The following is an 18,546-nucleotide window of genomic DNA, read 5'->3' on the forward strand; positions in this document are numbered from 1 at the left end:
AATACAAAAAAGGCTCTATGCATGCTGTTTTGCATGCATAGAGCCTTACTTTTCTAAATAACCTCAGGTAAGATAAAATAATTTCTTAATTTACTGTCGACATGTGCTTGCCAATGGTCTAAAGAAACACCAAGCTCATTAAGGAGCTTATAAGCATTCACCCATGCGCTCATTTCTGCGTTTACTCTGTACGACCAATCATTTAACCATTTATCATAATCTAAATCGCCATTCACATAATCCATTACATGGCCAATCTCGTGTGCAAGTGCATATGTATTCTCCAATGTAATTAAGAATGGAACTGTAATATACATATTAGCATTAAAGCTGATTTTCTTGTCCGCGTCATAAACGACCTTACAGCCGAGCTGTTCTGCCTTCGAAACTACTTCCATGAATTTATCTATTGTAATCATGTATTTAATCATATCCCCTTTTTTGTAAGCTATCTAAAAACGTATATGTCTATATTATCGGTTTTATAAGTGCTGATTAGTATTACCAAACTTTTCCTCGGCAAAAAATCCGACAAAAATGTTTATATGAAGTGAAATCGGCTATATAACCAATGTACAATTTAATAACTAAAATTTCTAAGGAGTGATAATCATGGCAAACAACAACAAAATGAGTCGAGAAGAAGCAGGTAAAAAAGGTGGACAAGCAACTTCTAAAAATCACGATAAGGAATTTTACCAAGAAATTGGACAAAAAGGCGGAGAAGCCACTTCCAAGAATCATGATAAGGAATTCTATCAAGAAATCGGGAAAAAGGGCGGAGAAGCTACTTCTGATAATCATGATAAAGAATTCTATCAAGAAATCGGGAAAAAAGGCGGAGAAGCTACTTCCGATAATCATGATAAAGAATTCTATCAAGAAATCGGCAAAAAAGGCGGAGAAGCCACTTCCGAAAATCATGATAAAGAATTTTACCAAGAAATTGGCCGTAAAGGCGGCAACTCCACTAACAATAACAACAACTAATATTAAAAGTATATCAAATTTAAAAAGAAGAAGAAACCCAAATGCCCAATCGCATTTGGGTTTCTTCTTTATACGGGATAAACCGTTTTATGATCTGCAGTTACTTGCACTTTGTCGGAATCTACTATTTTGATGCTGGCATCTGAAGAATAATACCAAGTTTTTTCGTTTTTTCCAACGATAAATAAATTTAATTCCTCTTTGAAGGCAATCAAGTTCTCAAGCTCTTCTTTATTTGCAGCTGCCGTAATGACCCAGTTATCCCCTTGGGGCAGAACCGAGTAATCCTCTGTCTGCAGAAACAGCCTGCTGCCAATAGCATGTCTGATCATCAGCATCTTATTCCCCTCCCGGCAAATCAATCAGCATAAAGAAACAGTCTTTTGAAGCTGCTAACTGTAACTCAGAAACATCCGTGATACGGGCTGATTCTTGTTTTCCAAGCAGATGTTCATTGTTAAGAAGAACTCTGCCTTCTATCACATACACTAGAATTCTCCTGCCATCTTCCTGGCTGAACTCAAGACTTTTCCCCTGCTCAAGCTTTGATAAATAAATCGTCGCATCTTGATGAATCATCGCCACACCTTCACTTGCTGTTGGAGCAACTACTGGCAATAAGTTATTAGATAATTTACTCACATCATATATTACATCTTCATAGGAAGGAGGCAGCTGTTTCGTCTCAGGAAAGAACCAAAGCTGCAGAAATCTGCCTGGTTCTGTTGTGGATGGATTCACTTCAGAATGAAGAATTCCTGTTCCAGCCGTCATGCGCTGCACCTGTCCAAATTCGATAACTCCACTGTTTCCTAAGCTGTCCTCATGTTTCAATTGTCCATCAATGGCGATAGAAACAACCTCAGCCTCTCTGTGCGGATGGATACCGAACCCTTTATCCGGCTGAATGGTATCATCATTTAATACACGCATAGGGCCAAAATTAACATTCTCCGGGTCGTAATAATTACCAAAGGAAAAGCTGAAATGACTTTCTACCCAGTCATTGCTTGCAGAATGACCATCTGCTTTCGTAAATATTTTAATCATCCTTAACACCTCTTTATTTTATTGTGTTAAACCAAGCAGCTGCAGCATCAACTTCTGTTCGCGTCAATTGATGGCCATAATTCTCCCAATGAACCGTAACATTTGCTCCTGCTCCTTCTAAAAGAGTTGTCAGTTCCTCTGATTCACTTCGAGGGCAGATTGGGTCATTTGTGCCCGCTGAAATAAAGACAGGCACATCAGTAAGTTCAGGCAATGCGATACCTCTTAACGGCACCATCGGGTGATGCAAAATCGCTCCCTTCAAGCCTTTGGCGTAATGAAACAAAATGCTTGCTGCGATATTTGCACCATTTGAATAACCTATTGCAATAATATTGCGACGATCAAAGCCGTACTGTTCTGCGCTGCTGTCTAAAAAGTCATGCAGCTCCTTTGTACGCTCCTTTAGGTCTTCAATATCAAAAACGCCTTCAGCTAGTCGGCGGAAGAACCGAGGCATTCCGTTCTCCAACACATTCCTCGTACACTGAGCACAGATGATTGTGGACTAATCAGCTCTGCCAGTGGCAATAAATCATTCTCCGTTCCTCCAGTTCCATGCAATAGTAATAAGGTTGGCAACTGTTCATTTGTTCCTTTTTTAAAAATATGCTTCATCTTCGTCTCCTAGTCATGAGGCTTAATAAGCCCTGCTTTATTTTGGTCTGTTGATTGTAAACATTTCACCCAGCTTGCTATAATCATTTCCCGCAAGCCTGCTGACAGGCTTTAAAAGCTTCGGATCGATTCTTCCATTTTCATATAATTGATCTTCAATATGGAAGCAAACAGCACGGCCCAGTATTAAATCGCAAGTAGGTATCCCATTATCATCCTTAATCTCTACAATTCCCTCTAATTTACACTCAATCCGGACTTTCGCTTCCTTAATTCCAGGCACTGAAATAACAGAACTTTCAGCAACCGACAGTCCAGCAAGTTCTATCTCACTTTCGTCCGGCGGAAGATTTGCAGCAGTTTCATTAATTGCTGCAATATTATCCTCGTCACAAACATGGATGACAAATTCGCTGTACTCCTTAATATTTTTAGCTGTATCTTTTTCATTACCGCCATTTCTTTGAACTGCAACAGATAAGATTGGAGGATTGGAAGATACGATATTAAAGAAGCTGAACGGTGCACCATTAATAACACCGCCGCTTCCTTTAGAAGTAACAAACGCGATTGGTCTCGGAATAATGCTGCCGATAAAGAACTTATACACCTCTTTCGCAGAAAGCGTGCTTGGATCAATTGTTAACATGCTATTCCTCCATTCATGGCAAACTTCGCCGGTAAAATTTTTATACAAGCTATTTTATCTTGAATTCGAGATAATCATACTATTATTAATTACTGTCTGTCAAGAATGAGTCCTTGCTTCTAGTAAAAATAAAGAAAATTACTCTATTTTTTCCTATTATAGTTTGCTATCATTAATTTGTATAATTTTTACTCTGTTTCCATTAGAAAAACTACTCATTTAGACCTAATTTAATAACTTTTACCTATTACAATTAAACTATATTTTAGATAAAATAAGGTATAATCTTAGAGTCTAGCAAATTAGCTTCTATTGTAAAAAGAGAGAGGGAAATAGTGTGGGTATATTAAATGAAGGAGAGTTTATTGAAACAGTATATTTTAAAGGCTTGCAGCTTTCATTAATTGCAGCAGGTGACGGAACGGAAGTTATTCACCATAAACTGCAGCCAGGTTCTAGCTGGGCGATGGGTCCAGAAGAGGGCTGGGAAGGACTGGAGTATTTTTTTATTGTTTCTGGCAAACTAGTATATCAAAGAGATGAAGTATCTATCGAGCTTATACCCGGACAGTCCTTTTTTGAGAGCCCAATCAAGGAATATACTATTTTCCATGCTAAAGAAGAAACAGAGTTTATTTATGTGACAAGTCAGCCAGTGTTTCACCACTATAGCCAACTTTCTAAAGACTTATTAGAGCTGACTATTTCTATAGAAGAAAAAGACGGGTACACAAGAGATCATTGTGAGAGAATTAAGGACTATTCGATGCTCGTTGGTGAAGTGCTTGATCTTAACACAAAACAAATTGCCCGCCTAAACCTTGCTTCCTTTTTTCATGATCTTGGCAAAGTTAAAGTACCTTTAAATATATTGCAAAAACCTAGTAAACTCACAGATGATGAATGGGAAATCATGAAACTACATACAACTTTTGGTCGTGAGCTGTTAGAAGAAACGAGAATTCCATTACTAGGCGAAATAGGTTTAATAGTTGAACAGCATCATGAAAGGTATGACGGTAAAGGATATCCTAAGGGTTTAAAGGGTGACGAAATTACAGTTGAAGCAGCTATAATTGCTGTCGTTGACTCCTTTGATGCAATGACAACAGATAGGGTCTATAAAAAAGGCAAATCAAAAAAGGCAGCCTTTGAGGAAATTCTAAAAAACAGAGGTACAATGTATCATCCACAAGTAGTTGATGCTTTTATAGCATTACAAGATAAAATAGAAAACTATTAACATGAGGGAGAGACTATTATGAAAAAACTAGTTTGGAGCTTATTGGCTGTCATTTTAATCGTTTCCTTGCAAGTAAAGCCTGCAGAAGCAGCTTATTTGCCAGAATACGATAAATATGTAGAAGTAACCTATGATCAAGCAAGACAAATTGCTGACTTATTAGGGATGAAGAATATTCCTCTTGGTGAACAAACTGCTAAGATTACTTTTGATGTTCAGGAAAAGGTTATTGCTAAAATCGAAAAAATTATCGGTAAAGAAATTGACCATTATTATATCTGGCTAACTGTAGATGGACAACCTGTACTTGGAATTGATCCGCCTATAATACTGGCTTAATCAGAAACAAAAAGGACTTCGGAAACCCCGAAGCCCTTTTTTATTTATTTCTAAACAAAATGATAAATTAGCTTAACCCATCCAAAAAAGGAAATCCACAGTGGTACGCTCAATAAGATGCCCCATTTCAATCCATTAAAAAAATTCGCTTGTTCTTCCATGCCATCCACCCCTTATCAGTAAGTGAGACCAGAGTTAATGATTAGCTTATATCCATTATATACGAAAACGCTTTCATTATGTCTGTATTTATTATTAATATGACCCATTTTTTTATTAAATAAACATCTTTACCTACTTGAAACTTGTAATGGTGCTTCTTACCAAATATATCGTCCTAGCGATTTCTGTTATTTATAGGACTATATACTTATTATTTAAAAACTTTTATTTTTTCTATTCTTTTAAATGAGGGGTCTGAATTAATAACTAATATTTTTTATTTTTTAATGGTTTGTTCATTATTTATTCATAATTACCAAGTAGAATAAATTTATGTTAAGAGTTTCCCCTCTTAAAATATATTTTTTTGGTCCGGCTATTTAAGCCGGATCTTTTTTTGTTTGCAGACAAGAAAAAAACGAACATCGTTAACATGTTCGTTTCTCTATAGAGTCATTTCGTTGCTTCAATTGTTGTATATGAAAAACTGCTGAAGTCGAATAAGCCTTTATCTGTTAATTTCAATGTAGGAATGACAGATAATGATAGGAAGGATAATGTCAGGAATGGATTAAAGTTGCTTGATCCTCCTAATTGCTTCACTTGTTCATTAAGTGTGTTCATTTGGTCATACAGTGTTTCATAGCTTTGGTCTGAGATAAGGCCAGCTATCGGCAATGGCAAGGCTGCGATTAATTGTCCTTCTGCTACTGCTGTTATGCCTCCATTAATATTTTTCAACTCTTCTATCGCAAGCTGGATATCTTCATCATTTGTTCCAACTGCGACAATATTGTGAGAATCATGGGATATGGTTGTTGCAATCGCTCCTTTTTTGAAACCAAATCCCTTTACAATGCCCCGCCCAATATTGCCAGTCCGATGATGTCTCTCCACAACAACCAGTTTTAGCAAATCCTGCTCGACAGATGGCTGAAAAATACCATTTTCCACACTAACCTTTTCTATCAAATGCTCTGTTACAATGCTGTTAGGAATAATGCCAATAACATTGCAAATATCTGATTGGAGCGGCAATTGTAGCTCACTAGTATTAAATGGAGCATAATTCAAGCCAGGCAGGCTGGTATCTTCATAGCCCTGTTTCTTAAACTGCTCTGTTTTCAGCTTGCCGTTTTCCACAATACACTTGCCTTCTTTATATACATGCTCTATCGTAAGCTCCTCCAGGCTGTCTACAATCAGGAAGTCTGCCTTATAGCCTGGTGACACTGCACCGATTCTATCTTGCTTATAACATTCAGCCGTATTAATCGTAGCCATTTGAATGGCTGTGATTGGGTCCAGTCCTTCTTTTATTGCTAAACGAATACAATGGTCAACACTGCCCTCATGCAAAAGATCGTCAATCAGCTTATCATCTGTTACAAAAAGACATCTGCGTGCATTTCTTTCTGTCACAACAGGCAGCAATGCTTTTAAGTCTTTAGCAACTGTTCCTTCCCTAATCATTAAATAAAGACCTAAATCCAGTCTGTCTTTCCCTTCCTGCTCTGTTGTAGCTTCATGATCATTGCGAATTCCTGCAGCACTGTAAACATTTAGGCTCTCACGCTCAATGCCGGCAGCATGGCCATCTATTACCCCGTTATTCTCTTTTGTCAGAATAAGCTTTTTGACCATATCTGCACTGGTGTTTTGGACAGACGGAAAGTCCATTACCTCTGCTAGGCCTAAAACACGCTCATGTTTAAAAAAAGGAGCCAGATCATCAGCGTACAGTGCTGCACCATTACTGTCATTCGGCACGGCTGGCACACAGGAGGGCAGCATGACACGAATATCAAGTGGCAATCCTTCCGACTGGTCAAGCATGTATTGAATTCCCTTTGTCCCGGCAACATTCGCTATTTCATGTGGGTCAGTTATCGCTGTTGTAACACCATGGAGCATGAGGACCTTTGCAAATTCCTGCGGTGCGAGCATGCTGCTTTCAATATGAACATGACCGTCTATCAGTCCAGGAATGATGAATTTTCCTTTTGCATCTATTGTTTGCTTTCCTTCATACTGGCCTATCCCGGCAATAGTATCATCAGATACAGCTAGATCACCCTTCATCAGTTCTCCAGTAAACACATTGACTATAGATGCATGCTTAATAACTAAGTCTGCCTTTTCTCGTTTTGCTGCTATTCTCAATCTTTTTTCAAATTTGCTGCTCATGTGCATTTTCCCCCTTATTTCTTTTTGGTAGTTTCACTTTGCTAAATTTTTGCAAATGCTTTTGTACGTTAAGTTCCATAATTAAAATGATTTACGGGAAATATATAGAAATCGTATGGAAGAGTAAATGCACGAAGATTTAGTTCCAATCAAGCAAATGGAGAATTGGCATTTCATGCCTTTTTGAAATTATTTTTACTATTGTATTATAGTTCGCAACAAGATTCAATTTCTTTTTGAAGTGCCCCTGCACAAAAATATAATTTCATATTGTTATATTTTTTAACATTTTACGATTCATATAAAATAAATTATGGTATTATATTTACGAAAAGATAATAATAAAGGTTTTTTCAATTACATAGTGTCTAATTACGAAAGGAGAAATAAAGATGATCTATAAAGAACTCATCATCGCGATGGGCCGGTCTGGATTATTAGGATTTGGAGGTGGTCCTTCTGTTATACCGCTTATTCGCTATGAAGCAGTAAATAAATTCAAGTGGCTTGATAATGAAGAGTTTGGGGAAATATTGGCGATTGCTAATACTTTGCCTGGACCAATCGCTACAAAAATGGCCGCCTATTTAGGCTACCGCCAAAAAGGTATTTCAGGAGCTATCGTTTCTGTGCTCGCCCATATTCTGCCGACATGCCTGGCAATGGTTGTGCTAATTTCCTTTATTAACGTTGTCAGCCATTCTGCTGTCATCACAAGCATGGTGTCTGCTGTTATTCCTGTTATTGCAGTAATGCTTGGCATGATGGCCTATGAGTTTGCAGAAAAAGCAGTCAAAGGCTTAGGTATCTATGTTGGTGCAGCACTAACACTGTTATGTCTGTTCCTGCTTCAATACATTTCCCTTCACCCAGCTATTGTTGTATTAATCTTCTTGATTTACGGAGCATTTCATTTCAATCTTAAAGATCGTATTCTACATAAAAAAGAAAGAGGCATGTAAACATGGTATTAATCAGCATCTTTTTAAGCTTTTTGTTATCAAATATATTTGGATATGGCGGCGGTCCTGCCTCTATTCCACTCATGTATGAAGAGATTGTTAACCGGTACAATTGGCTGTCAAATGCGGAATTTTCCAATATGCTCGCACTTGGAAACGCCCTGCCTGGTCCAATCGCAACAAAAATTGCTGCTTATGTCGGGTTTGGCATCGGTGGCTGGTGGGGCTTTATTGCTGCACTGGCAGCGACGGTCATTCCATCTGCTGCAGCGCTCATTTTCCTTGCCAATGTGATGAGCAAGCACCGCGATTCGAAAATAGTGAAAGGGATGACACTGTTGGTTCAGCCTGTTATTGCCGCATTGATGATAATCCTTACTTTTGAAATGCTGCAAGACTCCTATATTTCATTAGGCTGGATTCAAACAGCAGCAATCGCTGTAATCGCATTTGCCTTACTGCAAAAATTCAAAGTTCACCCAGCTTTTGTAATCATTCTTGCCTTCCTTTATGGTGGTCTTGTTGTTCCACATCTAAACAGTTAAAAGAGAAAGGAACATATCTTATGACAAATGGACATGATCTTGCACCTAGCAAACTAGATCAGATTGATCATTTAATCTTGTCTTTATTGCATGATAACGGCAGGATTTCCTACACCGATATCGGCAAAGAAGTCGGGATCTCAAGGGTAGCTGTACAGATGCGGATTAATGCAATGATCGAAAATGGCATTATTGAAAAGTTCACGGCTGTAATAAATCCAGAAAAAATCGGCAAAACAGTTTCTGCTTTCTTCAATATTGATGTAGAACCGAAGCATCTCGAAGAAGTTGCCAAACTATTAGCAGACAATGCTGCTGTAGGCAGTCTCTATCATATGACTGGCCCCAGTAAACTGCATATGCACGGATTATTTGCTGATAATCAGGAAATGGAGCTATTCCTTACAGACAAGCTATATGCTATCGAAGGTGTCGTCAGCGTAGATTGCCAAATATTAATTAAAAGATACAAGAGCAGAATGGGAATGAAGCTGTAGCTTGCAGATTATCTCCATACAAAAAAGCAGGGATACATTCTCCCTGCTTTTATTTTTTTTCCTCATTTAAATTAAGAAAATCCCAAACCTCAGCCCAGCTATGAACCCTGTCATAAGAAAGATCTTTATTGTATGATTGATCTTTTACTAACAAGTGAACTCCTGTTTGTGCCAGTGTGTTTAGCACCGCTGGCTTATCATCCATATAGAAATCAAGGTTCAGGCTTGAAATAACATCGATTTTTTCATGATCAGCCATACCGCAGAAGAACTGCTCATCCTTAACTGGAAAGCCTTTAGTCTTCATCCATTCCTTCGTCCGTTCTGCAAATTCCTTATTACGTGCGGTAATATAATACACTTCATGTCCGCTATTTGTCAGCCTTTGCAGAAATTCAACTGCATTCGGATATGGCGGACAATCTGTGAAATAAATTTCTTCGCTTAAAGTGGTCCACATGTTCTTCCCTTCATCAGCATTAAGGCCAAAGGGCTCATGTATTTCCACGGTCTTCAGTGCATGAAAATAATCGAGATGCACTTCCTTTTGCAGTTTCTTATTATATAAATGAAAGGCATGCTCTCTTAAATTTATTAATGTATCATCAATGTCAAAACCGAACTTCATCTATTGCATCCTTCCAATTAATTACTAACGCCAATTGCCGTTGCTTTTGGAAAATGATCCTTAAAAGTAGATTCTCTGTAAAGCTGTTCTGCTTGGACTTTTTCTACCTCTGTTTTCCGAATTGCTTCGTAGGTCTCTAATAGCGCTGGTGATTCGTGATAGAGTAAAATTTGTTTCAGCACTTCTGCAAGTTTTTCTGCATCCTTTAAGGAACTGTTGAGTCCAAATGCGCCGGTTGGACTCATTGTGTGGGCTGCATCGCCTAAGAGCACTGCATTATTATTGATCCACGTGCTGCTTTTAGAGCTTTCCACCTTCAACAGGACAAAATCCTTCCATGCCTTAATATGAGTGCGGACAGTTTCCTCCAACTCAGGAAAAGCAGACAGAAGATTGTCGATAAAGTGCTCAAATGATCCTTTCCGGATTTTTGAGAAGCTTCCCTCCTCAATATTCCAGCCGATCTGAATATAACCTCCATATTGGGTAAACAGAGCAACCTGACTGCCGTTAACAAGAGCCATTTTAATCGTTGGCTCCCAGCCAGATGGAGCCGGAATTTTTGCCCACAGCAAATCATAACCATGCTTGATCGCTTCAACAGGAAAGCGCCCCTGCTTTCTTATCGTTGAAAACCTGCCGTCAGCACCGACAATTATCTTGCTGTTCACCGTTGTTTCTATGCCATTAATCCAGGCGACGACGCCTGAATACTCTCCTGTTTCAGTCTGAATGAGCTCTTTCACAACACTGTCCATTTCCAGCCTGAAGGTAGCCTCTTTCGATGATTCCTCCAACAGCAGCTTCAATAAATGCTTTTGCGGAACATGAATGCCAGTATGGCCTGTTTCTGAATGGGGAAGTATTCTTTTAACCACTTTGCCGTCTGCAATATAATCAACATGAGTCATGCAGAGTATGCCTTTTTCCTTCAGCTTAGCAAAAAGACCTGCGTCTATGAGGACTTGTTCTCCTTCCTCATTTAAATGCTCTCCACGAAATTCTTTATCTACATCATGATGCCGCTCCAGCAGGATTGTGGAAACCCCGGCCTTGCTAAGCAAATAAGCAAGCATTGCACCGCCGGGACCTGCACCAACAATACAAACTTCTGCATTCAGAACTGTCATTTCCCCATCCTCTTCCCTTAAACTTTAGCAGGATATGCGTAGACTTTTAAGTCTTCGCCTACCTTCTCCACTGTTTCAAACCTTAGCTGAACAGCTTCATCTATCGTATCTACATCCTCGCCTCTAAATGGTGTAAAAGATGATTTTCCACCTAAGATTTTCGGCGCAATATAAACAATGTATTTTTGAATAAGTCTCTCTCTCATAAAGCTCGCATTTACTTCACTGCCGCCTTCGAGCAGAATATCTGTTACTCCTGCTTCATACAGCCTTTTCAATGCAGCTTGAAGGTCCATTTTCCCGTTTGTATATGGAACTTGAATAATTTGAACGCCCTTCTGTTTTAAACCTTCAGCCTTCTTGTCATCCTCGGCAAGACCAGTCAAAATAATCGTTTGTGCCTCAGAGCAATCTGCCACATTTGCATCGAGCGGTGTTCGCAGCTTGCTATCCAAAATAATCCTGATTGGATTTTTAGATGGTTGGTCTAATCGAGTCGTTAATTTCGGATTATCTGCTAATACTGTACCTACTCCAACTAGGATAGCATCTACCTCATTGCGAAGGTAATGCACTTCCTTCCGAGCCTCTTCCCCTGTAATCCATTGGCTGTGCCCTGTATAGGCAGCGATTTTTCCGTCTAAAGTCATCGCAACCTTTGATACAACAAATGGAGTTTGAGTAATCATATTATGCATAAAACGCTCATTGAGTTTTTTTGCTTCTTCCTCAAGCACACCAACTTCTACTTCGATCCCCGCTTCTTTTATGATGCCAATCCCCTTACCAGCAACATGAGGATTCGGATCTTGAGCTGCCACTACAACTCTTTTCACTCCAGAATCTTTGACTAAATTCGCACATGGCGGTGTTTTTCCATAGTGGGAGCAAGGCTCCAGCGTAACATATAGTGTAGCCCCTTTAGCATGTTCTCCTGCCATATTAAACGCATGTACCTCTGCATGCGGTTCTCCAGCCTTTCTGTGCAAACCGGAGCCTACTATGACGCCATCCTTCACTAATACCGCACCAACTACTGGGTTTGGATTTGTTTTTCCCTTCGCTGTTTCTGCAAGGTCCAATGCCATTTTCATAAAATCATGATCATTTCTCATCATCGTTTACTCCTCAAATTGTCACAATCTCTTCTTGCAATGGTATATGTCCAGATTTCTGCACTTTCGTGTCCAAATACTTCTCGTTGAACGCTGATCTGTCTCCCCATAACGGAACATTCTCACTTGCAGTTAATCCAATCTTCTTCAATGCTTCCAGCTTTTTAGGATTGTTCGTAATTAGTTTAACAGGCTTTGTGCGCAATGCTTGCAGGACACTGATCGGCTCTTCATAGCTTCTTGTGTCATCAGCAAAATCAAGAGCATGGTTTGCCTCTACTGTATCCAATCCTTCCTGCTGCAGCAAATAAGCTAATGACTTTGTGAACAGACCAATTCCTCTGCCTTCATGGTTGGCAAGGTAAAAGAGGGCACCACTGCCGTGTTCAACAATCATCTTCATTGACTGATGCAGCTGGAATCCGCAGTCACAGCGCTTGCTACCGAAAATATCACCTGTATGACAAATGCTGTGCATGCGGATAAGCGTATCTTCTGTCTGCTCAAAATCGCCATATACTAAAACCGATGATTGCTGCAAGTCTGCAAGATGCATCGAAGGCAAGCTGTTTAACAGCTCCTCTTTTGACTGCTGCTCTTCTATTGGCAGCCATGTGTACCATTGGAAAGTTACAACTTGATCTTCAAGCTGAACAGGCAGCTTGACTGGCCCGACAAGGCATATTTTTTTATCTTCCTTAAACGGAATCATTTTCATTTTATCTTGAAGAAGATCAATCACTTCTTTTTTCATATTTAAGTCTCCTTTAAATTTCATCTATCTTAATTTGTTCCATTCAAATATTTTTATCAAACCACTTACTATATGTAAGTAAGTATATATATATAAGAAAATAGCGTCAAGTAATTAATTTACCCATTTTTCTTTAGCATTTCCTTACATGAGCAATAAGTGATAATTATTATCATATCGGAAGATAGGTATTTGTACAAATAACTAATTTTACTGGTTCCCAAGACAAATTATTAGCTTTTTTTTTACATATTTTAAGTTGTGTGGTTTAATAGTAAAATCTCTATAAGAGTTTATTTCGCTAAAAAATAACTATTTTCAACTCTTCCTTATAAAAAAATAGGAGGCGCTTCCATTGAAAGAGAAAGAAAAAAAGATCATAGACTCTGCGCTGAAACTTTTCGCGCAAAAAGGATATTCCTCCACTTCCATTCAAGAAATAGCAAATGATTGCGGCATATCTAAAGGTGCTTTCTATATATATTTCAAGTCAAAGGATTCTTTATTATTTGCCATTCTTGATTATTATTACAAGGAATTAGTACAGCTTTTTGACAGCATTAGGCTAGAAGACATCACTGCAAAAGAAAAGCTGGTCGAACAGACAGCAGCTTTTTTTGAACATGCTTTGAAGCATAAGGATTTCATTATTATGCAAACCCGTGAGCAGGCGATTCCCCTTAATGATTCCATCAAGCATTTAATTATGCAGATGCAAACAGATATCAGAGAGTTTTCTCTAGCATATCTGCTCGAATTATATGGAGAAAAAACGAGCCGCTTTCATTTAGATTTGCAAATCATGTACGAAGGGTTGCTGCAGTCCTTCTTAAGACTTCTTCTTCATGATCAGATTGACAGGAATGCTAAAGATGTTTCCGAATATTTATGGAGAAGAATGGACTCCATTGCAGCAGGTATTATGGAAGAGAAGCCAATATTCACTGAAGCGAATCTTTACAAATTAATGCATAAGCCAAAAATCGATTTTATGGCAGATGCTACAGAAAAATCCCTGGATATCCTTAATCAAATTCGCAAGCTTACAGAAAGCTATCCTAACAAGGAAACGATTGAAGTTACCCTTGATGTTCTAGAGTCAGAAATCAAAACAGATGCCCCAAGAAGTCCAATTATTCAAGGAATGCTTTCCAATCTTGAAGGACATGAAGAATTGCAGGACTGGATTGAAAAAATTAAAAGGCATTATCAAATAACCTCACATAAGTGAACATATAAAAATCTTTCATTTCATTATGAAAGGTTTTTTATATGTCCATAATGGTTTTATACACATGATGATGAGGTGAAATATATTGCCGAATACCGTACTAACCGCTTTTCTGCGCCTGCCTATCAGTGTGAGGATTTTGTCAATCGCAGCAAGTATTATCCTATTTTTTGGATTAATCATCACCATAGTGGAGCCAAAAACCTTTCCGACTTTTTTTGAGGGGGTTTGGTGGGCTATTATCACAGCCTCCACTGTTGGTTATGGTGATTACGCTCCAAGCACCATTGTAGGAAGAATTGCCGGCATGCTGCTCATATTGACTGGTGCAGGGTTTTTATCGACTTATTTAGTAACTTTGGCAACAGCAGCAGTCGCCAGACAAAATGCCTTTATAGAAGGGAAATCAACTTTCAGAGGACAGAGTCATATCGTGATTATCGGCTGGAATGAGCGTTCGAAGGCATTGATTAATACGATTATCAAGGATGGGAAGAGATCACTCCTCACTCTTATTGATGAATCGCTCCCAAAAAACCCGCTGCCAGAATCGCTTCATTTTATCCAAGGCAATCCAAATATTGATGAAACACTCCTGCGGGCAAATATCTCACAGGCTAACAAGGTAATCATCACCTCTGACCAAAGCAAAGATGAAATGAACGCCGATATGAATTCGATTTTAACACTGCTTGCAATAAAAGGACTGAATCCAGAGGTTCCTTGCATCATTGAGATATTGACTGCTGAGCAAGTGACTAATGCACACAGAGCAGGTGCAGATGAGATTATTCAAACCAATCGCCTGTCGAGCTTTGTCATGCACAGCAGTCTCAATTCGCAAGAAACAATGATTGCCTTTCTCGATTTACTGGGGAACTTCAAGGACAAGAGATTGCAAATTGTTTCTTTGGGCGAATGGAAAAACGACGAGCAGCTGAATTTTGCTGCCCTCAGCTCGTATCTTCTTTTAGAGGACAAACTCTTGTTAGGAGTTAAAAGAGGCAGTCAATCCTACATTAAACCTGGTGCCTCCTTTATAGTAGAAGAAAAGGATGAGCTGATCTTGATTGCCGGCTCATAAATGCATGAAAAAACAGCGCTTGCCATATTTAGCGCTGTTTTTTTGTTTATTAATATTAGTTGTTTAAATAGGTTTTACATGCTTCCATACATTGCAAGCAAACTTCAGCACAATACTGACAATGCTTATGGTCATGTTTTTGGCATTCCTGTGCACAATCCTCACAAACTTGCATACAGATTTTAGCAAGTTCTTTAGCATATGGAGATTGACGGATAATAGCCTGTTCTAGATATCCACAGAATTCCAAGCATTCTCGGTCTGTTCGTATGCAGTCTATCATCATGCTTGATTTATCTTCAGCGAGACATTCATTCAGGCAATGATTGCAGACTATCATACATTCTTGCAATGCCCTTACTAATGTTTGTTCTTGTTCTACTAGCATAGTATCCCTCCTTAACACTTATGTAGTTATTTATCCTTAAATCTCCTCCTAAAAACATGAAATGATAGATTTATAAAATGAGAAAGGGCAATCCATTTCGGATTGCCCTTTTTTACTCTTATTTCAAACGGCTTTCAAGTTCCGCTTTTTTCTCTTCAAAACCTGGTTTACCAAGCAATGCAAACATGTTAACTTTATAAGCTTCTACTCCCGGCTGATCGAATGGATTTACACCAAGAAGGTATCCGCTGATAGCGCAAGCTTTCTCGAAGAAATACACTAAGTAACCGAAAGTATATTCATCCATTTCAGGAATTGTCACAATCAGATTCGGCACACCGCCGTCTGTATGTGCAAGAAGCGTACCTTCAAATGCTTTGTTGTTTACGAAGTCAACTGTTTTGCCAGCAAGATAGTTCAAGCCGTCAAGATCGTTTTCTTCTGCTTCAATTGTTAATTCATGACGAGGCTTGTCCACTTTAACAACTGTTTCGAAAATATCGCGACGTCCTTCTTGAACATATTGCCCTAATGAGTGCAAGTCAGTTGAGAAGTTAGCGGAAGATGGATAAATACCTTTTTGGTCTTTTCCTTCGCTCTCGCCGAAAAGCTGCTTCCACCATTCAGAGAAGTATTGAAGTCCTGGCTCATAGTTGATAAGCATTTCGATTGTTTTGCCTTTATTGTAAAGCACGTTGCGAACTGCAGCATATTGGTATGCAGCATTTTCACTAAGTTCAGATGAGCTGAAGTCTTCACGAGCAGCTGCTGCACCTTTCATCATTGCTTCAATGTCTGCACCGCTTACAGCGATTGGAAGCAAGCCTACTGCTGTAAGAACAGAGTAACGACCGCCGACATCATCAGGAATAACAAAAGTTTCAAAGCCTTCTTCAGTAGCAAGTGTTTTTAGTGCACCGCGCGCTTTATCAGTTGTTGCATAAATTCTTGATTTAGCTTCTTCTGCTCCGTATTTTTGTTCCAAAAGCTTGCGGAAAATACGGAATGCGATAGCAGGCTCTGTTGTTGTGCCTGATTTAGAGATAACATTGATTGAGAAATCTTTGTCACCTAAGAAATCGATAACATCGCTCATATATGTTGAGCTGATGTCTTTACCGATAAAGATGATTTGCGGAGTTTTTCTTTTATCCTTAGACAAAGCATTGTGGAAGCTGTGGTTCAGCATCTCGATTGCTGCACGTGCTCCAAGATAAGATCCGCCGATTCCGATAACAAGCAATACTTCAGAATCGTTTTGGATTTTTTGTGATGCTTTTAAGATACGGGAAAATTCTTCTTTATCGTAATCAACAGGAAGATCAATCCAGCCTAAAAAGTCGCTTCCAGCTCCTGTTTTTTCATGTAGGGAATGATGAGCCACTTTAACTGCATCAGATAGGTATGTAATTTCATGTTCTCCAAAAAAGCTTAATGCCTTTGAGTAATCAAAACGAACGTGTGTCATGAATGATCCTCCATTATATTTATTTTTGTATCCTCTTTCACTTTATCGAAAGTGTCCAAACTAATCAAGAATGAGATTGTTTTGAAAGCGGATACAACTTGAGTTTTTTTCGGTTATTCTTCTTTTAGTCACTATTACCTACTAAGTCCCAGCTATTAACATAGCTGGGACTTAGTAATTTTTTTATAATAAGCTCTGCTTACAAGGAAGCTTTGTAAATGGAGCGAACATCATCCGCCTTCAATAAATTGAAGCGTCCAAATTCTCCTCTTGCCATTGCTCTGTCCACCATCAGCTCAAGCTTGCTGTCATCAATATCATAGTCTGCCAGCCTTGAAGGTGCTCCGATGCTGTTCCAGAATTCTCTAAGCTTCTCAATGCCTTCCAATCCAGCTTCTTCATCTGTTTTACCTTCTGGATCAACCCCAAATACCCGAACAGCAAGTTGCTTGAATCTTGAAGGTTTTACACTTAAGTTATGCTTCATCCAGTTAGGGAATAGAATAGCAAGTCCCCCTCCGTGCGGAATGTCATAAACTGCTGATACAGCATGCTCAATATTGTGAGTTGCCCAGTCTCCCTGGTAGCCCATGTTAAGCATTCCGTTTAATGCCATTGTACCGGAGTACAGGATTGTGGAACGATATTCATAATTCTCTAAGTCGTTAACAAGTTTTGGACCTGTTTCCATTACTGTCTTAAGCAAGGACTCACACATATAGTCTTGGAATTGTGTATTTTCTTCCAAATGGAAATAATGCTCAAGTACATGAGACATCATGTCTACAATTCCATAAATTGTCTGATTTTTAGGTACTGTGTATGTATTCTCTGGATCGAGGATAGAGAAAACAGGGAATGTAAGCGGGCTTCCCCAGCCGTATTTTTCTTGCGTTTCCCAATTAGTAATAACAGAGCCTGAATTCATTTCAGAGCCTGTAGCTGCTAATGTTAATACAGTTCCAAATGGTACAGCATCACTTGGTATTGCTTTTCTTGTTACGATATCCCAAGGATCACCGTCATATTTTGCTCCGACAGAAATTGCTTTCGTGCAATCGATGACACTTCCTCCACCTACTGCTAAAAGGAAATCAATTCCCTCTGTCTTACAGATATCCACACCTCTTTGAACTGTAGTTAAGCGAGGGTTTGGTTCAACTCCTGAAAGTTCAAACACTTCTTTATTATTTTCTTTTAAAAGCTCAATAACTTGATCGTATAAACCGCTGCGTTTAATACTACCTCCACCATATACAAGAAGGACTTTATTTCCGTATGGAGCCAGTTGATCTGCAAGCTGGGACAGTTGGCCTTTCCCAAAGATCAGTTTTGTCGGGTTATAGAATGTAAAATTATTCATGTTCCCTTTTCCTCCTATTATAAAAATTAATGCTCCTTTTGCTTCCCAATACTAGAAACCAGCAGGAGGACACTATTTATTATTTACTAAAGTAATTCGAAAATCAAAAGATAAGAACTGGATTTTTTTATAGTTGCTTACCA

The 18,546-nt window shown here is 38.9% G+C and carries 20 protein-coding genes and 1 pseudogene; 8 read left to right on the top strand and 13 right to left on the bottom strand.

Going from position 1 to position 18,546, the window contains the following annotated elements; all coding sequences use genetic code 11:
• Positions 1 to 53: 53 nt before the first annotated feature.
• Entirely contained in the window at positions 54 to 419 is a 366-nt protein-coding gene (locus tag M3600_RS02615) for a type III secretion system effector protein (RefSeq protein WP_233316439.1), read from the bottom strand.
• 193 nt (positions 420 to 612) lie between these two features.
• Here M3600_RS02615 and gsiB point away from each other — a divergent pair, with 193 nt between their 5' ends.
• Complete coding sequence (gene gsiB / locus M3600_RS02620; protein WP_237941833.1) at positions 613 to 990, top strand: KGG domain-containing protein; 378 nt, start codon at positions 613 to 615, stop codon at positions 988 to 990.
• 68 nt (positions 991 to 1,058) lie between these two features.
• Here gsiB and M3600_RS02625 read toward each other — a convergent pair whose 3' ends face one another.
• The 4 genes and pseudogenes from M3600_RS02625 to M3600_RS02640 form a co-directional block, all read right to left on the bottom strand.
• On the bottom strand, positions 1,059 to 1,328 hold the full coding sequence (locus tag M3600_RS02625; RefSeq protein ID WP_233316441.1) for a hypothetical protein: 270 nt from the start codon (positions 1,326 to 1,328) through the stop codon (positions 1,059 to 1,061).
• 1 nt (position 1,329) lies between these two features.
• Positions 1,330 to 2,040 carry a pirin family protein gene (locus M3600_RS02630; RefSeq protein WP_233316442.1) on the bottom strand — a complete coding sequence of 237 codons (711 nt, stop codon included), beginning with the start codon at positions 2,038 to 2,040 and terminating at the stop codon, positions 1,330 to 1,332.
• Positions 2,041 to 2,053: 13 nt separating this feature from the next.
• Positions 2,054 to 2,658: pseudogene (locus tag M3600_RS02635) on the bottom strand (alpha/beta hydrolase).
• A 37-nt stretch (positions 2,659 to 2,695) separates the two neighbouring features.
• Positions 2,696 to 3,307: a flavin reductase family protein gene (locus tag M3600_RS02640; RefSeq protein ID WP_237941835.1), complete on the bottom strand. Its 612-nt coding sequence runs from the start codon at positions 3,305 to 3,307 to the stop codon at positions 2,696 to 2,698.
• A 337-nt stretch (positions 3,308 to 3,644) separates the two neighbouring features.
• Here M3600_RS02640 and M3600_RS02645 point away from each other — a divergent pair, with 337 nt between their 5' ends.
• A complete protein-coding gene (locus M3600_RS02645) occupies positions 3,645 to 4,550 on the top strand; it encodes an HD-GYP domain-containing protein (protein WP_237941836.1) in 906 nt (301 codons plus the stop codon).
• Positions 4,551 to 4,568: 18 nt separating this feature from the next.
• Positions 4,569 to 4,889, top strand: a complete 321-nt coding sequence (locus M3600_RS02650) for an 8-amino-7-oxononanoate synthase (RefSeq protein ID WP_233316446.1) — start codon at positions 4,569 to 4,571, stop codon at positions 4,887 to 4,889.
• A 615-nt stretch (positions 4,890 to 5,504) separates the two neighbouring features.
• Here the strand turns inward: M3600_RS02650 and ade are convergent.
• Complete coding sequence (gene ade / locus M3600_RS02655; RefSeq protein ID WP_285109584.1) at positions 5,505 to 7,238, bottom strand: adenine deaminase; 1,734 nt, start codon at positions 7,236 to 7,238, stop codon at positions 5,505 to 5,507.
• 392 nt (positions 7,239 to 7,630) lie between these two features.
• On the opposite strand from ade, the gene chrB reads away from it, so the two are divergent.
• From chrB to chrS, 3 genes are read left to right on the top strand one after another with little or no spacing between them, the layout of a single operon-like run.
• The gene (gene chrB, locus M3600_RS02660; RefSeq protein ID WP_233316448.1) at positions 7,631 to 8,200 is read left to right on the top strand and encodes a chromate efflux transporter ChrB; all 570 of its coding nucleotides are present in this window, start codon (positions 7,631 to 7,633) and stop codon (positions 8,198 to 8,200) included.
• A 2-nt stretch (positions 8,201 to 8,202) separates the two neighbouring features.
• Positions 8,203 to 8,745, top strand: coding sequence for a chromate efflux transporter ChrA (gene chrA / locus M3600_RS02665; RefSeq protein WP_233316449.1), 543 nt, complete (start codon positions 8,203 to 8,205; stop codon positions 8,743 to 8,745).
• A 20-nt stretch (positions 8,746 to 8,765) separates the two neighbouring features.
• On the top strand, positions 8,766 to 9,242 hold the full coding sequence (chrS, locus tag M3600_RS02670) for a chromate efflux transcriptional regulator ChrS (protein ID WP_233316450.1): 477 nt from the start codon (positions 8,766 to 8,768) through the stop codon (positions 9,240 to 9,242).
• Between the two features lie 49 nt (positions 9,243 to 9,291).
• Here chrS and M3600_RS02675 read toward each other — a convergent pair whose 3' ends face one another.
• From M3600_RS02675 to M3600_RS02690, 4 genes are read right to left on the bottom strand one after another with little or no spacing between them, the layout of a single operon-like run.
• On the bottom strand, positions 9,292 to 9,870 hold the full coding sequence (locus M3600_RS02675) for a 5' nucleotidase, NT5C type (protein WP_251644696.1): 579 nt from the start codon (positions 9,868 to 9,870) through the stop codon (positions 9,292 to 9,294).
• A gap of 17 nt (positions 9,871 to 9,887) precedes the next feature.
• On the bottom strand, positions 9,888 to 11,000 hold the full coding sequence (locus M3600_RS02680) for an FAD-dependent monooxygenase (RefSeq protein ID WP_251644697.1): 1,113 nt from the start codon (positions 10,998 to 11,000) through the stop codon (positions 9,888 to 9,890).
• Positions 11,001 to 11,017: 17 nt separating this feature from the next.
• Positions 11,018 to 12,115, bottom strand: coding sequence for a bifunctional diaminohydroxyphosphoribosylaminopyrimidine deaminase/5-amino-6-(5-phosphoribosylamino)uracil reductase RibD (gene ribD, locus M3600_RS02685; RefSeq protein WP_233316622.1), 1,098 nt, complete (start codon positions 12,113 to 12,115; stop codon positions 11,018 to 11,020).
• Between the two features lie 13 nt (positions 12,116 to 12,128).
• Positions 12,129 to 12,869 carry a GTP cyclohydrolase II gene (locus tag M3600_RS02690; RefSeq protein ID WP_233316453.1) on the bottom strand — a complete coding sequence of 247 codons (741 nt, stop codon included), beginning with the start codon at positions 12,867 to 12,869 and terminating at the stop codon, positions 12,129 to 12,131.
• 355 nt (positions 12,870 to 13,224) lie between these two features.
• On the opposite strand from M3600_RS02690, the gene M3600_RS02695 reads away from it, so the two are divergent.
• Both M3600_RS02695 and M3600_RS02700 read left to right on the top strand, forming a co-directional pair.
• The gene (locus M3600_RS02695) at positions 13,225 to 14,100 is read left to right on the top strand and encodes a TetR/AcrR family transcriptional regulator (protein ID WP_233316454.1); all 876 of its coding nucleotides are present in this window, start codon (positions 13,225 to 13,227) and stop codon (positions 14,098 to 14,100) included.
• A gap of 85 nt (positions 14,101 to 14,185) precedes the next feature.
• Positions 14,186 to 15,184, top strand: a complete 999-nt coding sequence (locus tag M3600_RS02700) for an ion channel (protein ID WP_251644698.1) — start codon at positions 14,186 to 14,188, stop codon at positions 15,182 to 15,184.
• Between the two features lie 55 nt (positions 15,185 to 15,239).
• On the opposite strand, the gene M3600_RS02705 is transcribed toward M3600_RS02700, so the two are convergent.
• The 3 genes from M3600_RS02705 to M3600_RS02715 form a co-directional block, all read right to left on the bottom strand.
• Entirely contained in the window at positions 15,240 to 15,572 is a 333-nt protein-coding gene (locus M3600_RS02705; RefSeq protein ID WP_233316456.1) for a four-helix bundle copper-binding protein, read from the bottom strand.
• A 118-nt stretch (positions 15,573 to 15,690) separates the two neighbouring features.
• A complete protein-coding gene (locus M3600_RS02710; RefSeq protein WP_233316457.1) occupies positions 15,691 to 17,040 on the bottom strand; it encodes a glucose-6-phosphate isomerase in 1,350 nt (449 codons plus the stop codon).
• Between the two features lie 199 nt (positions 17,041 to 17,239).
• Complete coding sequence (locus tag M3600_RS02715; RefSeq protein WP_237941841.1) at positions 17,240 to 18,403, bottom strand: iron-containing alcohol dehydrogenase; 1,164 nt, start codon at positions 18,401 to 18,403, stop codon at positions 17,240 to 17,242.
• Positions 18,404 to 18,546 lie beyond the last annotated feature (143 nt).

Origin of the sequence: Niallia sp. MER 6 (assembly GCF_023714395.1) — a bacterium.
In the GTDB taxonomy this organism is placed as follows: domain Bacteria; phylum Bacillota; class Bacilli; order Bacillales; family Cytobacillaceae; genus Niallia.

Excerpts from the sequence above, each read along its gene's own strand:
- M3600_RS02715 (WP_237941841.1), bottom strand. The coding sequence starts at position 18,403 with ATGAATAATTTTACATTCTATAACCCGACAAAACTGATCTTTGGGAAA.
- M3600_RS02625 (WP_233316441.1), bottom strand. The coding sequence starts at position 1,328 with ATGCTGATGATCAGACATGCTATTGGCAGCAGGCTGTTTCTGCAGACA.
- chrB (WP_233316448.1), top strand. The coding sequence starts at position 7,631 with ATGATCTATAAAGAACTCATCATCGCGATGGGCCGGTCTGGATTATTA.
- M3600_RS02615 (WP_233316439.1), bottom strand. The coding sequence starts at position 419 with ATGATTACAATAGATAAATTCATGGAAGTAGTTTCGAAGGCAGAACAG.
- chrS (WP_233316450.1), top strand. The coding sequence starts at position 8,766 with ATGACAAATGGACATGATCTTGCACCTAGCAAACTAGATCAGATTGAT.
- M3600_RS02630 (WP_233316442.1), bottom strand. The coding sequence starts at position 2,040 with ATGATTAAAATATTTACGAAAGCAGATGGTCATTCTGCAAGCAATGAC.
- M3600_RS02675 (WP_251644696.1), bottom strand. The coding sequence starts at position 9,870 with ATGAAGTTCGGTTTTGACATTGATGATACATTAATAAATTTAAGAGAG.
- M3600_RS02710 (WP_233316457.1), bottom strand. The coding sequence starts at position 17,040 with ATGACACACGTTCGTTTTGATTACTCAAAGGCATTAAGCTTTTTTGGA.
- M3600_RS02680 (WP_251644697.1), bottom strand. The coding sequence starts at position 11,000 with ATGACAGTTCTGAATGCAGAAGTTTGTATTGTTGGTGCAGGTCCCGGC.
- chrA (WP_233316449.1), top strand. The coding sequence starts at position 8,203 with ATGGTATTAATCAGCATCTTTTTAAGCTTTTTGTTATCAAATATATTT.
- M3600_RS02690 (WP_233316453.1), bottom strand. The coding sequence starts at position 12,869 with ATGAAAAAAGAAGTGATTGATCTTCTTCAAGATAAAATGAAAATGATT.
- ribD (WP_233316622.1), bottom strand. The coding sequence starts at position 12,115 with ATGAGAAATGATCATGATTTTATGAAAATGGCATTGGACCTTGCAGAA.
- ade (WP_285109584.1), bottom strand. The coding sequence starts at position 7,238 with ATGAGCAGCAAATTTGAAAAAAGATTGAGAATAGCAGCAAAACGAGAA.
- gsiB (WP_237941833.1), top strand. The coding sequence starts at position 613 with ATGGCAAACAACAACAAAATGAGTCGAGAAGAAGCAGGTAAAAAAGGT.
- M3600_RS02705 (WP_233316456.1), bottom strand. The coding sequence starts at position 15,572 with ATGCTAGTAGAACAAGAACAAACATTAGTAAGGGCATTGCAAGAATGT.
- M3600_RS02650 (WP_233316446.1), top strand. The coding sequence starts at position 4,569 with ATGAAAAAACTAGTTTGGAGCTTATTGGCTGTCATTTTAATCGTTTCC.
- M3600_RS02640 (WP_237941835.1), bottom strand. The coding sequence starts at position 3,307 with ATGTTAACAATTGATCCAAGCACGCTTTCTGCGAAAGAGGTGTATAAG.